The sequence below is a fragment of the Streptomyces bambusae genome, from assembly GCF_020532645.1.
GTDB lineage: Bacteria > Actinomycetota > Actinomycetes > Streptomycetales > Streptomycetaceae > Streptomyces > Streptomyces bambusae.
This window is the reverse complement of record NZ_JAJAUZ010000005.1, coordinates 54,204-66,316: the sequence shown is the minus strand read 5'-3', so window position 1 is coordinate 66,316 and position 12,113 is coordinate 54,204. Positions and strand designations below refer to the sequence as shown.

The 12,113-nt window shown below is 74.6% G+C and carries 11 protein-coding genes; 7 read left to right on the top strand and 4 right to left on the bottom strand.

What is annotated here, in order from left to right; translation table 11 throughout:
- Positions 1-6 precede the first annotated feature (6 nt).
- Genes LG634_RS05260 through LG634_RS05250 form a run of 3 tightly spaced genes read left to right on the top strand, consistent with a single transcriptional unit; the run spans position 7 to position 2,242 of the window.
- The gene (locus tag LG634_RS05260; protein WP_226732427.1) at positions 7-828 is read left to right on the top strand and encodes a PP2C family protein-serine/threonine phosphatase; all 822 of its coding nucleotides are present in this window, start codon (positions 7-9) and stop codon (positions 826-828) included.
- 48 nt (positions 829-876) lie between these two features.
- A complete protein-coding gene (locus LG634_RS05255) occupies positions 877-1,827 on the top strand; it encodes an MASE1 domain-containing protein (RefSeq protein WP_372482372.1) in 951 nt (316 codons plus the stop codon).
- Positions 1,828-1,885: 58 nt separating this feature from the next.
- Positions 1,886-2,242, top strand: coding sequence for a PRC-barrel domain-containing protein (locus LG634_RS05250; protein ID WP_226732425.1), 357 nt, complete (start codon positions 1,886-1,888; stop codon positions 2,240-2,242).
- A gap of 79 nt (positions 2,243-2,321) precedes the next feature.
- On the opposite strand, the gene LG634_RS05245 is transcribed toward LG634_RS05250, so the two are convergent.
- Complete coding sequence (locus tag LG634_RS05245) at positions 2,322-3,197, bottom strand: ABC transporter substrate-binding protein (RefSeq protein WP_226732424.1); 876 nt, start codon at positions 3,195-3,197, stop codon at positions 2,322-2,324.
- A 114-nt stretch (positions 3,198-3,311) separates the two neighbouring features.
- Entirely contained in the window at positions 3,312-3,743 is a 432-nt protein-coding gene (locus tag LG634_RS05240) for a DUF5997 family protein (protein ID WP_226732423.1), read from the bottom strand.
- 37 nt (positions 3,744-3,780) lie between these two features.
- Between LG634_RS05240 and LG634_RS05235 the strand changes: the two genes are divergently transcribed.
- From LG634_RS05235 to LG634_RS05225, 3 genes are all read left to right on the top strand, one after another.
- Positions 3,781-4,587: a LysR substrate-binding domain-containing protein gene (locus tag LG634_RS05235; protein WP_226732422.1), complete on the top strand. Its 807-nt coding sequence runs from the start codon at positions 3,781-3,783 to the stop codon at positions 4,585-4,587.
- A 98-nt stretch (positions 4,588-4,685) separates the two neighbouring features.
- The gene (locus LG634_RS05230) at positions 4,686-5,081 is read left to right on the top strand and encodes an STAS domain-containing protein (RefSeq protein WP_226732421.1); all 396 of its coding nucleotides are present in this window, start codon (positions 4,686-4,688) and stop codon (positions 5,079-5,081) included.
- Positions 5,082-5,109: 28 nt separating this feature from the next.
- Positions 5,110-5,607, top strand: coding sequence for an ATP-binding protein (locus tag LG634_RS05225; RefSeq protein WP_226732420.1), 498 nt, complete (start codon positions 5,110-5,112; stop codon positions 5,605-5,607).
- 17 nt (positions 5,608-5,624) lie between these two features.
- Here LG634_RS05225 and LG634_RS05220 read toward each other — a convergent pair whose 3' ends face one another.
- Positions 5,625-6,536, bottom strand: coding sequence for a SigB/SigF/SigG family RNA polymerase sigma factor (locus LG634_RS05220; RefSeq protein WP_226732419.1), 912 nt, complete (start codon positions 6,534-6,536; stop codon positions 5,625-5,627).
- A gap of 155 nt (positions 6,537-6,691) precedes the next feature.
- Here LG634_RS05220 and LG634_RS05215 point away from each other — a divergent pair, with 155 nt between their 5' ends.
- Positions 6,692-9,619, top strand: a complete 2,928-nt coding sequence (locus LG634_RS05215; RefSeq protein WP_226732418.1) for a HAMP domain-containing protein — start codon at positions 6,692-6,694, stop codon at positions 9,617-9,619.
- A 1-nt stretch (position 9,620) separates the two neighbouring features.
- On the opposite strand, the gene LG634_RS05210 is transcribed toward LG634_RS05215, so the two are convergent.
- The gene (locus LG634_RS05210) at positions 9,621-11,969 is read right to left on the bottom strand and encodes a SpoIIE family protein phosphatase (protein WP_226732417.1); all 2,349 of its coding nucleotides are present in this window, start codon (positions 11,967-11,969) and stop codon (positions 9,621-9,623) included.
- Positions 11,970-12,113: the final 144 nt, after the last annotated feature.

The window sequence follows — 12,113 nt, the reverse complement described above, 5'->3', positions numbered from 1 at the left end:
CGGTACATGACCCCGCGTCGCCCACCCCGGTCGACGAGCGCCGACGACCTCCTGCACACCCTGGGCCGGCTCACGGCCCAGGCGCGGGAAGGGGCGGAACGCCAGCGGGCCCGGGTCGAGCTGGCCGAAGCCCTCCAGCGCGAGATGCTGCCGTCCACCCTGCCCGGCATACCGGGGCTGCGCACCGCCGCCCGCTACTCGCCCGCCCGCGACGGCCTGGACATCGGCGGCGACTGGTACGACGGCTTCCTGCTGTCCGGGGGGTCGCTGGCCTTCTCCATCGGCGACGTCCAGGGACACGACGTGGAGGCCGCCGCGTTCATGGGGCAGCTCCGCTTCGGACTCCGGGCCGTCGCGGCCGCCGCGGACGACCCCGGCGAAGTCCTCAGCCGGGCCAACGAACTCCTCCTGTCCAGCGACTGGAACCTCTTCGCCACCTGCACCTTCCTCCGCTACGACCCGGAGACCCGGGAACTCCAGAGCGCCCGCGCCGGCCACGTACCCGCCGTCTGGGCCACCGTCGACGGCCGCTGCGGCATCGTCGAGGACGAGGGGGGCCTGCCGCTGGGCATGCTGCCCGGCGGCGGCTACCCCGTCACCCGCCGCCGCCTCGACGCGGCCGGCGCCTGGGTCCTGCTCACCGACGGGGTCGTCGAAGGCCCGGAATTCCCCATCGACGTGGGCCTCGCCGAGGTCGCCAGAGTGGTCCGCGAAGGCGCCGGCGCCGACCCCGACGACCTGGCCGCCGAGGTCATGAAAGTGGCCGACTCCACCGGCCACGCCGACGACGCCGCCGTCCTCGTCCTCCGCCACGAAGCCCCTTCGTAGCGCGTGTCACACCCCCGTCCCGGGCGGCGCCGGGTGTCTCATACGGTGGTGCGCACCGAGCAGTGGCGAGGCCCCGCCACCACCCTGCTGTGGATCTGCGCCGTCGCGCTCGCGTACGCGGTCACCGGCCTGCTCGGCCTGATCCAGCGGGTGGAGGTCGAAGGGGCGTCCGTCACCCCGCTGTGGCTGCCCACCGGCATCGCGCTCGCCGCCCTGCTCCGGTTCGGGCTCCGCATCTGGCCGGGCATCGCGGTCGGCGCCGGATTCGTCGTCCACACCCTCTCCGCGTTCGAGCCGGTCGACCTCGGCATCGTCGCCGGCAACACCCTCGCCCCGCTCTGCGCCTACGCCCTGCTGCGCCGCACCGGCTTCCGCGCCGAGCTGGACCGGCTCCGGGACGGGCTGGCGCTCGTCTTCCTCGGAGGCCTGCTGCCCATGCTGATCAGCGCCACCATCGGCACCGGCGTGATCGTCCTCGACGGCGGTCTGCCCGCCGCGAGGTTCTGGCCCGTCTGGTGGGCCTGGTGGGCCGGGGACGCGATGGGGGTCCTCGTCGGCACCCCGCTGCTGCTGGCCCTGCCGATGCTCCGGATCGGCCGGGACCACCTGCGCACCGCCGAGTGGGCCGCCATGCTCGTCAGTACGACCGTGGTGGCCGAGGTCGCCACCCGCAGCGAGCAGTCCCTGCTGTTCCTCGTCTTCCCGCTGCTCATCTGGGCCGCCGTACGGTTCCAGCTGGCCGGGGCCGCACCCTGCACGCTCATCGTGTCGTTCCTGGCGATCTCGGCGGCCATCGACCACGACGGGCCGTTCGCCGACCACAGCCTGTTCCAGGTCATGGTCAACCTCCAGGCCCTCAACGGCTCCGCGGCCCTCACCGGCCTGCTGCTGGCCGCCCTGGTCACCGAGCAGAACAACATCCGGCGCAAGGTCGAGAAGGCCTGCGAGGAACTCGCCGAACTGGTCGCCACCCTGCCCCGCGGCAACCGCGACGCGTGACCGGCCGCCGGCCGGGCAGACGCGGACCGGGGGACCGGCACCGCGAAGGGAGTGCACCATGCCCGCGAACATCTGGGTGTACCGGCAGGCACCGGTGGGGCTGCTCGCCGGCGAGATCACCGGCTACAAGGTGGAGGCGCAGGACGGCAGCATCGGCAAGGTGGTGACGCACGTCGATGAACCGGAAGGCTCCTACCTCGTCGTCGACACGGGCCCGTGGATCTTCGGCAAGGAGGTCCTCCTCCCCGCCGGCACCATCGCCCGCATCGACACGGAGAACCACGAGGTCCACATCGACCGCACGAAGGACCAGATCAAGGCCGCCCCGGAATTCGACCGCACCATCCACCTGAACAACGACGACTACCACCGCGTCATCGGCGACTACCACACGGGCCTGGACCACCGGGCGTGAGGCGGGGCCGGGGCGGCGCTTCCCCGGCTCCGCCCCGGCCCCCGGTCCTCAAGCGCCGGGCGGGCTGGTTCCGGGCCGCTCAGCCGGCCCGTTTGGCCCCGAGCAGTTCCACCGCCTCGGCCACCCGTACGAAGAACTCCGCACAGGCCACCGCGCTGCACGGGATCTCAGGATTCCACGCCTCGACGACGGCCCGCCCGGCAAGGCTCCGCCATCCGGCCACCCCCGCAAGATCATGCGGCTGTGCAGCGCTGCCCCGGCAGTCGGCAAGCACCAGATCGGCGTCCAGGGCGACGGTATCCGCCCATCCGCCGGTCGCCCAGTTGATCCCGGTCCCCGCCTCCGGTCCGACCAGCCGCACGCCCAGCCCGGCCAGCCGCCGCAGATCCGGCCAGGTGGCCGGCCGCGCCAGGTGCACCCGGTCGCCCCCGGCCGCCGACAGCGCCAGCACCCGCAGCGGCCCGGCCCCGCCGGCCGCCACCCGTACGGCCTCCTCCGCCGCCGCCAGCTCCGTACCCGCCGCCGGCGCCGGCGCGCCCAGCGCCGCTGCCAGCCCCGCGAACCGTTCGAGGATCCCGTCCAGCGGCCGGTCACCGGCCACGGACAGCGCCACCACCGGTACGTCCAGCCGTTCGCCCACCCCGTCCGGCAGGGCGTACGCCCGTTCACCGTCGTAGGTGACGTCCACGATCAGATCGGGCGCCGCGTCCCGCAGCGCCCGCTCGTCCAGCGCCGGCCCGGCCCCCGCGTACGCGGTCCCGGCGGCCAGCCCGCCCGCCTTGGCCGGGTCCAGCCCGGCTCCGTCGTGCCCCGACCCGTACACCGCGACCGGCCGTACGCCCAGGTCCGCCAGCGCGGCCCCGGCCCGTACGTAGGCCGCCACCCGTAACGGGCGGCGGCCCGCCGCCGTCACGCCCCGGTCGTCGGTGAACCGCCATGTCCCAGCGACTGCCATGCAGACCCGCCCCCTCGCCCGGCTCCCCCGGACAGTGTCCGGATTACTGCCTTCCACCTTGAATCGGCGGTGAGCACGCGCGCAAGGGTGCGCCGCGGAACCACGACGGGAAGGTCAGGCCTGCGGCCCGCGGGCGGCGGTCTTCGCGGCACGCACCGCGTTCCGCTCCTTGATCCGCGCCGACTCCTTGCGGACCTCGGCCTGGGTGGCGCGCTCCTTCTGCAGCCACTCGGGCATGTCCTGCTTCAGCGCCTCGATCTCGTCGGTGGTGAGCGCCTCGGTCACCCCGCCGCGGGCCAGGCCGGCGATGGAGACGCCGAGCCTCGCCGCCACCACGGGCCGCGGGTGCGGGCCGGTGCGCCGGAGGTCGGTGAGCCACTGCGGCGGCTCGGCCTGGAGGGCGTTGAGCTCACTGCGGGAGACGGTGCCCTCCCGGAACTCGGCAGGGGTGGCTTCGAGGTACACACCCAGCTTCTTCGCCGCGGTCGCGGGCTTCATCGTCTGGGAGGTCTGGTGCGACTTCATACCGTCAAGGGTATCGAGCATGTGCACGACCTCTGACCACGCCCGGTAACCTGGGCGGGTGACAGGCCCTGCAGAAACCCCGTCGTCGTTCCGGCTCGCGTACGTCCCCGGCGTGACGCCCACCAAGTGGGTCCGGGTCTGGAACGAGCGCCTCCCCGACGTGCCCCTGACCCTCGTGCCGGTGGATCCGGCGGACGGCCCCGCACTGCTCCGCGACCGCGGCGCCGACGCGGGTCTGCTGCGGCTCCCCATGGACCGCGACGGTCTCAGCGCGATCCCGCTCTACACCGAGACCACCGTGGTCGTGGTCCCGAAGGACCACGTCGTGGCGGCGGTCGAGGAGGTCGCCGTGGAGGAACTCGCCGACGAGGTCTTCTTCCACCCGCTGGACGACACCCTGGACTGGGAGCAGCCGCCCGGCCGCCCCGCGTTCGAGCGGCCCGCGACCACCGCGGACGCGATCGAGCTGGTCGCGGCCAACGTGGGCCTGCTGGTCGTGCCGCAGTCGCTGGCCCGCCTGCACCACCGCAAGGACCTCACGTACCGGCCGGTGACCGGCACGCCCGAGTCGCGGGTGGCGCTGTCCTGGCTGGAGGACGAGACCACCGACCTGGTGGAGGAGTTCATCGGCATCGTCCGCGGCCGGACCGTCAACAGCTCCCGCGGCCGGCGGGCCCAGCCCGCCGACCAGGAGAAGAAGGCGAAGGACGCCCGCAAGCCCGCCGCGAAGGCCGGGGCCCGTACTCCGGCCCGCTCGGGCGGCAAGCCGGCCGGCGGCAGGACCTCCGGCGGCAAGGGCCGCGGCGGCTCGGGCGCCGGCGGCGCCAAGGGCACCCGCCAGGGCAAGCCGCGCCGCTCCCGCTAGGAGGGTCGTCACCGCGCGCGTCGTCGTGCCGGGCGGCGTATCGTCGCCGGTGAGAGCGGTCGGAACGACCTGCCCCGGAGCAGAAGCCGGAGTCGCGGATGGCACCAGTCGATGCCGGCGGCCGCACCGGACCGGAGCCCGGTGCCGGCAGGGGCTTCAGCGCCGTCCTGCGCCGGGGGCCGGCCGCGGCGGTCGTCGTCCTCGCCGGCGAACTGGACCAGGACACCGCGCAGCCGCTCCGTACGGCCCTCGCGGACGCCCTCTCCGACGGCACCCCGCGGATCGTCGTCGACTGCGCGCGGCTGGCGTTCTGCGACTCCACCGGCCTGAACATCCTGCTGAAGGCCCGGGCGGCCGCGCTGGAGGCCGGCGGCCGGGTGGAACTCGCCGCGCTGCGGCCCCCGGTGGACCGCATCTTCGCCGTCACGGGCGCCCGGGACCTCTTCACGGTCCACCCGGAGCTGCCGCCCGGCCTGGCGGGGGAGGAGCCGTGAGCCCCCGGCCCGAGCGGCGGTGCCCGCGGTGACCGATGCCCTGCGGTCCGCCGGCCAGACCCGGCGGCTCGGCCTGTACGGCCGCTCCGGGCAGACCGGCCGGTGCCGGGACTTCTGCCGGGCGGCGCTCGCCGACTGGGGCTGGCCCGGCTGCGGGGAGCCCGGCGGGCCCGCCGACGAGGACTGCGCGGCCGCCGTCGAGGACGTGCTGCTGCTGGTCTCCGAGGCCGTGACCAACGCCAGCCTGCACGGCGGCGGTCCCACCGAACTCGCGATCACCCTGGCCCCGGCCGACCCCCGGCGGCCGGGAGCCTCGGGCGACCTGCGCATCGAGGTGAGCGACGCCAGCCCGGACCTCCCGGTGGAGCGTCCGCCGGGCCCCCCGGGCCGGCCCGGCGGACACGGTCTGATGGTGCTGAACCGGCTGGCCCGCGCCTGGGGCGTCACCCCCAGGGGGACCGGCAAGTCCGTCTGGATGGAGGTCGCCGCTCCAGTGCCGGACCCGTCTCCGGCCACCGGCGGCTGACGGCCGCGGCCGTCGGTTCAGCCCGTCCGGACGTGCGCCCCGGGCCCGGTCAGACCCGTGCGCAGCTGTCCCAGGATGCGGGCCAGCAGCCGCGACACGTGCATCTGGGAGATGCCCAGCCGGGCGCCGATCTCCGCCTGCGTCAGCTCGGCGCCGAACCGCAGCGACAGGATCGTCCGGTCGCGCTCGCTCAGCTCCGTCAGCAGCGGTTTGAGGGATTCGAGGTCCTCGACCCGTTCGAAGCCGGTGTCCTCGGACCCCAGCCACCGGTCCGGCAGCCCGCCGCCCTCCGCCTCCTCGCCCGGCGGCAGATCCAGGGAGTGCCCGGCGAAGCCGTTCGCCGCGAGCCGCCCCTCGTCGACCTCGTCGGGCGTCACGTGCAGCCGCTCGGCCAGCTCCGGCACGGTCGCCGGCCGGCCCAGCTCCTGCTCCAGGGCGTCGCCCGCCTTCGCCAGGTCGATGCGCAGCTCCTGGAGCCGCCGGGGCACCCGTACCGCCCAGGTCGCGTCGCGGAAGTGCCGCTTGATCTCGCCCAGGACGGTGGGCAGCGCGAAGGACGTGAACTCGCACCCGCGGTCCGGGTCGAACCGGTTGATCGCCTTGATCAGACCGACCGTGCCGACCTGGATGAGGTCTTCCAGCGGCTCGCTGGTCCGCCGGAACCGGGCCGCCGCGTACTTCACCAGGCTCAGGTTCATCTCGACGAGCGTGTTCCGTACGTACGAGTACTCCGCGGTGCCCTCGTCCAGCATCCGCAGCCGCCGGAACAGCGCCGGGGACAGCGCGCGCGCGTCGGCCGTGCTCAGGGCGAGCGGGTCGGCGATCTCGGGGAGGCCGGCCAGGGCCGGTGGCGCGGCGGGGCGGCCGCCGCCTGCGCGGACCGTGCCGGTACGGACGGATTCCTGGGTGCTGCTCGGGTGTCTGGTCATCGGACCCTCTTAGGAGATCCCCCAAATGGAATACCCGCTTCCGAGAGGGTCCAAGCAGTGCGGACCGGAGCCGGCCGGGCACGCCGGGTGAACGGGACGCGGGGCCGGGATGTCCGGGGACCGGCCCCGTGCCAGAGTGGAGGCGGAGGACCGGCATGGACGGACCGGGGCGCAAGCCCGACCTGAACGACGAGGCACTGCGCAGGCTGCTGGACGGGCTCACGGCCGTGCGCGACGGAGACTTCACGATCCGGCTCCCGGAGGGCCAGGGCGGCCTGCTCGGCGAGATCGGCACCGTCTACAACGGCATGGTCGAACAGCTCTCCCTCGTCACCTCCGAGGTCACCCGGGTGGCCCGGGAGGTCGGCGGCCAGGGACTGCTCGGCGGCCACGCCCGGGTCCACCGGGTCAGCGGCATCTGGCAGGAGCTCGCCACCGGCGTCAACACCATGGCCGACAACCTGACCTCGCAGGTCCGCTCCATCGCCCAGGTCGCCACCGCCGTCGCCAACGGCGACCTCACCCGCAAGATCCGGGTCGAGGCCAGCGGCGAGATCCTGGAACTGAAGGAGACCATCAACACGATGGTCGACCGGCTGTCCTCGTTCGCCGAGGAGGTCACCCGGGTCGCCCGCGAGGTCGGCACCGAGGGCAAACTCGGCGGCCAGGCCACCGTCCAGGGCGTCTCCGGCACCTGGAAGGACCTCACCGACAACGTCAACTCGATGGCCGACAACCTCACCAACCAGGTCCGCAACATCGCCCAGGTCACCACGGCCGTGGCCGGCGGTGACCTCACCCGCAGGATCGACGTCTCCGCCCGCGGCGAGATCCTCGAACTCAAGACCACCATCAACACCATGGTCGACCAGCTCTCCTCGTTCGCCGCCGAGGTCACCCGGGTCGCCCGCGAGGTCGGCACGGAGGGCAAACTCGGCGGCCAGGCCGAGGTGGAAGGCGTCTCCGGCACCTGGAAGCGGCTCACCGAGAACGTCAACGGGCTCGCCGGCAACCTCACCCGGCAGGTCCGCGCCATCGCCGCCGTGACCAGCGCCGTCGCCGAGGGCGACCTGACCCGCTCCATCACCGTCGAGGCCCCCGGCGAGGTCGGCGAACTCAAGGACAACATCAACGCGATGGTCGAGTCGCTGCGCCTGACCACCCGCGCCAACGAGGAGCAGAACTGGCTCAAGACCAACCTCGCCCGGATCTCCGGCCTCCTCCAGGGCACCCGCGACCTCACCGCCCTCGCCCAGCTGATCACCAACGAGGTGTCCCCGCTCGCCGGCGCCCAGTACGGGGCCTTCTTCCTCGCCGAGACCGACGACCGGGGCCCGTACCTGGTCCTGCGGGCCGCGTACGGGTCACCCGACGACCCCACCGAACCGCCCCGCAGCTTCCGCTTCGGCCAGTCCCTGGTGGGGCAGTGCGCCGGCACCCGCCGCGTCCTGTCCGTGGACCGGCTGCCGCCCGGCTACGCGACCATCGCCTCCGGAGCCGGCCGCGCCGAACCCGCCGCCCTCGTCGTGCTGCCGATCGTGGTCGAGGACCAGGTCCTCGGCGTCCTCGAACTCGCCTCCCTCACCCCGTTCACCACCATCCACCGCGACTTCCTCGACCAGGTCGTCGAGACCATCGGGCTCAGCGTCAGCGCGCTGATCGCCAGCGCCCGCACCGACGAACTCCTCGAACGCTCCCAGGACCTGACCGCCGAACTCAGCGCCCGCTCCGGCGAGCTCCAGGCCCGGCAGGGCGAACTCCAGCGGTCCAACGCCGAACTGGAGGAGAAGGCCGCCCAGCTCGCCGACCGCAACCGCGACATCGAGCGCAAGAACCTGGAGATCGAGCAGGCCCGCCGGGAACTCGAGGTCCGCGCCCAGCAGTTGTCCCGCACCTCGCTCTACAAGTCCGAGTTCCTGGCCAACATGAGCCACGAACTTCGCACCCCGCTCAACAGCCTGCTGATCCTCGCCCAGCTGCTCGCCCAGAACCCCGACGGAAACCTCACCGAGAAGCAGGTGGACTACGCCGAGGTCATCCACTCCGCCGGTTCCGACCTGCTCCAGCTGATCAACGACATCCTCGACCTGTCCAAGGTGGAGGCCGGCAAGATGGACGTCGAGGTCGCCCCCTTCCCGCTGCGCCAGCTCGTCGAGTACTGCGACGCCACCTTCCAGCCCGTGGCGGCCGCCCGCGCCCTCGAATTCCGCATCCACACCGGCCCGGGGCTGCCCGAGGAACTGCACACCGACCAGGCGCGGCTCCGGCAGGTGCTGCGCAACCTCATCGCCAACGCCCTCAAGTTCACCGAACAGGGCCACGTGGAACTCCGGGTGGAGCGGGCCGGCCCCGAGGAGGTCCCCACCGGACTCGACGACACCGGCGGGGTGCTCGCCTTCCGGGTCTCCGACACCGGCATCGGGATCGCCGCGGACCGGCTGGACTCCGTGTTCGCCGCCTTCCAGCAGGGCGAGGGCTCCACCAGCCGCCACTACGGCGGCACCGGCCTGGGCCTGTCCATCAGCCGCGAGGTCGCCGGCCTGCTCGGCGGGGAGATCGGCACCGAATCGGTGCCCGGCGAGGGCAGCGTGTTCACCCTCTACCTCCCGGTGCGCCGCGCCGGCCCTGCCACCCCGGCCGCGCACCCGGCCGGGGCGGCCACCGGGTCCGGTACCCCTGCGGCCGACCCGGCCGACGGCCCCGCGGCCGGCCTGGCGGGCCGCACCGTGCTCGTCGTCGACGACGACCCGCGCAACGTGTTCGCCCTCACCGAGATCCTCCGCGCCGAAGGGGTGCGGGTCCTGCGCGCCGAGGACGGCCGGTCCGGTCTGGAGGTGCTCGCCGCGCACGGGGAGGTCGACCTGGTCCTCATGGACGTGATGATGGCCGGCATGGACGGCTACGCCACCACCGAGGCCATCCGCCGCATGCCCGCCCACGCACACGTGCCGATCGTGGTCGTCACCGCCCAGGCGATGCCCGGGGACCGGGACAAGGCCCTGGCCGCCGGCGCCGACGACCACGTCACCAAACCCGTGGACGCCGCCGACCTGGCAGCCCGCCTGCGCACCTGGCTCCGCTGACTCACCGCACCTCGACGAGCACCAGACTGGTGTCGTCGTCCGTGTCCCCGTGCACTTCCGCCAGCAGCCCGTCCGCCAGCGCCGCGAGGCCGTCGGCCGCCCCCCGCTCCACCGCCCGCGCCAGGCCCGCCAGCCCCGCGTCCAGGATCCCGTGCCGCCGTTCGACGAGCCCGTCGGTGTAGAGCACGAGCAGGTCACCGGGGTGCAGCGGGGTCTCCACCTCCGTGTACGCGGTCCCGGGCAGCGCGCCCAGCAGCAGGTCGTGCGGCGGGTCGAGCGGCGCCACCCGCCCGTCGCGGGCCAGCAGCATCGGCAGGTGCCCGGCGCTCGCCCACCGCAGCATCCGCCGGGCCGGGTCGTACAGCGCGCACACCGCCGTGGCCGTGGGCTGGCCGGCGGTGACCAGGGCCGCCTCGTTCAGCCAGCCCAGCAGGCGGGCCGCCGAGCGCCCCGTCACCGCCAGTCCGCGCAGCGCGTTGCGCAGCCCCACCATGGCGGTGGCCGCCTCCACGCCGTGCCCGGCGATGTCGCCGACCGCCAGCAGCACCCGGCCGTCCGGGAGCGGCAGCACGTCGTACCAGTCGCCGCCCACCCGGTACCCCTGCGCGGCGGGCCGGTAGCGGGCCGCGACCTCCAGCCCCGCGGTCTGCGCCGACTCCGGCTCCTCGGGCATGATCGCCCGCTGCAGTCCCAGCACGAGCTGGTGGCGCACCAGTGCCTGCGCCTCCAGCGCCGTGAGCTGGTCGTACGTGGCCCCGAGCGCCACCTCGGTGCGGTACTGGGCGGACATGTCCTGGTAGATGCCCGTCACCGACACCGTCTCGGTGCCCTGGACCAGCGGCTCCGCGGCGATCCGGACGCGCCTCAGCCCGCCGTCCTCCCGGACCACCCGCAGCACGGTCTGCGCGCCCTCCCGGCGTACGGTCAGCGCCTCCAGCAGGGCGGCCAGGCCGGGCGCGTCCTCGGGGTGCACCCGGGGCGCCAGCTCCTGCAGCGGCACCGGCACGGCCGTCAGCGGCATTCCGAAGACCGTGTACGCCCGCTCGCTCCAGCGCGAGACCCCGGAGACCAGGTCGTCCTCGAACAGTGCGAGGTGGTCCAGTCGGTCCAGCACCTGCGGGAGCAGCAGCCCGGGTTCGGCGGCGGTGTGCCACAGCAGCACGGCCCGGCCCGGGCCGACGGGCAGTGCCCGGACGTTCAGCAGCGCGTTCCCGTGGCGGTCCGCGATCCGGTCGGCGCGGACCGGTGCGGCCGCCTGCCGGGCCTGGGCCAGCAGCCGGGACAGGGGCACCGCGTGGGCGGGCAGCACCTCGGCCAGGGTCCGGCCGGCCGGCTCGGGCACGTCGGCCACATGCCGGGCCGCCACCGGATTGGCGTGGCTGATCCGCCACGACGTGCCGCTCTCGTCGAAGGTGAGCACCAGTGCGGCGTGGATCAGGTTGTCCAGGAGCGAGCCGAGGACGCCGGGGACCGTGGCGATGGGGGTCGCGGGCAGGCCCCGGGGGGCGGGGTCCTCGTCGAGGATGCGGGCGGCGGTCTCGCCGATGCCCTCGACGGCGTGCCGGACCAGGCGGTCGAAGGCGACCGGGCCGTGCGGCCAGACCACCAGCAGGACCCCGGTGATCATGCCGTGCCGGCGCAGCGGCAGCACGGCCCTGGCGGCGCTGCCGGCCGGCCCCGGGAGCGGCTGCCGGTGCTCCGGGCCGGCCGGCAGCCAGAGGGGGGTGCCGGTGGCGGCGGCCGTGTGCAGCGGGCCCGGCACGTGGCCCGGCAGCCACTGCCAGTGCGTCGCCTGCATGGCGTCGCCGCCGTCGTACGCGGCCAGGCTCAGACAGTCGGTGGCGGTCCGCCGCCACAGCCACACCTCGGTCGCGCCGAGCCGGCGCAGCCCGCCGTCGAGCAGAGCGGCGGCGGCCTGCTGCGCGCCGGTGGCGGTCGCCACGGCCGCCTCGGTCCGCCGCGCGAGCCGCGCCGCCCGCGCACCGTCCGGGGAAGGCGCACCGGGTGCGGCGTCGGGGGAGCCGGCGGCGGCGTTGACGATGTCGGCGGCGATGTCCGCCGGACCGGCCTGCGTGCGCGAGGCCAACCCGGCCAGGTGGTCCTCGGCCTCGCCGGGCCGCAGCCCCAGCTGCCCGACCAGCACCCCCACGGCAAGGTCCTGGAGGTGCCGCTCCGCCCGGTCCGCCCGCAGCTCCGCCACTTCCCGCGTCAGGGCACGGACGGCGGCGACCAGCTCGGGGTCCGGTTCGGCGGCTGCGGACGGGCCGGGGTCCGGGACGGGCCGCCCGGCCCCGGAGCCGGGCGGGGGAGCGGCGGCATCCCGGCCCGGTGCGCGTGCGGGCTCGGTCATGTCGGCTCCGGATGGCATCGGACCGTGCGCGGCACGGCACAGCGTGACGTATCAGCGTTTTTCGCATTCTATCCGGGCATGGTGGGCGGGGTCGGGGGTAGCCGCCCGCCGAGCGGACTCGTGCCGGGCGCAGGACACCGGACG

Coding starts and splice junctions, on each gene's coding strand:
- LG634_RS05260 (WP_226732427.1), top strand. CDS start 7: ATGACCCCGCGTCGCCCACCCCGGTCGACGAGCGCCGACGACCTCCTG.
- LG634_RS05250 (WP_226732425.1), top strand. CDS start 1,886: ATGCCCGCGAACATCTGGGTGTACCGGCAGGCACCGGTGGGGCTGCTC.
- LG634_RS05245 (WP_226732424.1), bottom strand. CDS start 3,197: ATGGCAGTCGCTGGGACATGGCGGTTCACCGACGACCGGGGCGTGACG.
- LG634_RS05240 (WP_226732423.1), bottom strand. CDS start 3,743: ATGCTCGATACCCTTGACGGTATGAAGTCGCACCAGACCTCCCAGACG.
- LG634_RS05230 (WP_226732421.1), top strand. CDS start 4,686: ATGGCACCAGTCGATGCCGGCGGCCGCACCGGACCGGAGCCCGGTGCC.
- LG634_RS05220 (WP_226732419.1), bottom strand. CDS start 6,536: ATGACCAGACACCCGAGCAGCACCCAGGAATCCGTCCGTACCGGCACG.
- LG634_RS05215 (WP_226732418.1), top strand. CDS start 6,692: ATGGACGGACCGGGGCGCAAGCCCGACCTGAACGACGAGGCACTGCGC.
- LG634_RS05210 (WP_226732417.1), bottom strand. CDS start 11,969: ATGACCGAGCCCGCACGCGCACCGGGCCGGGATGCCGCCGCTCCCCCG.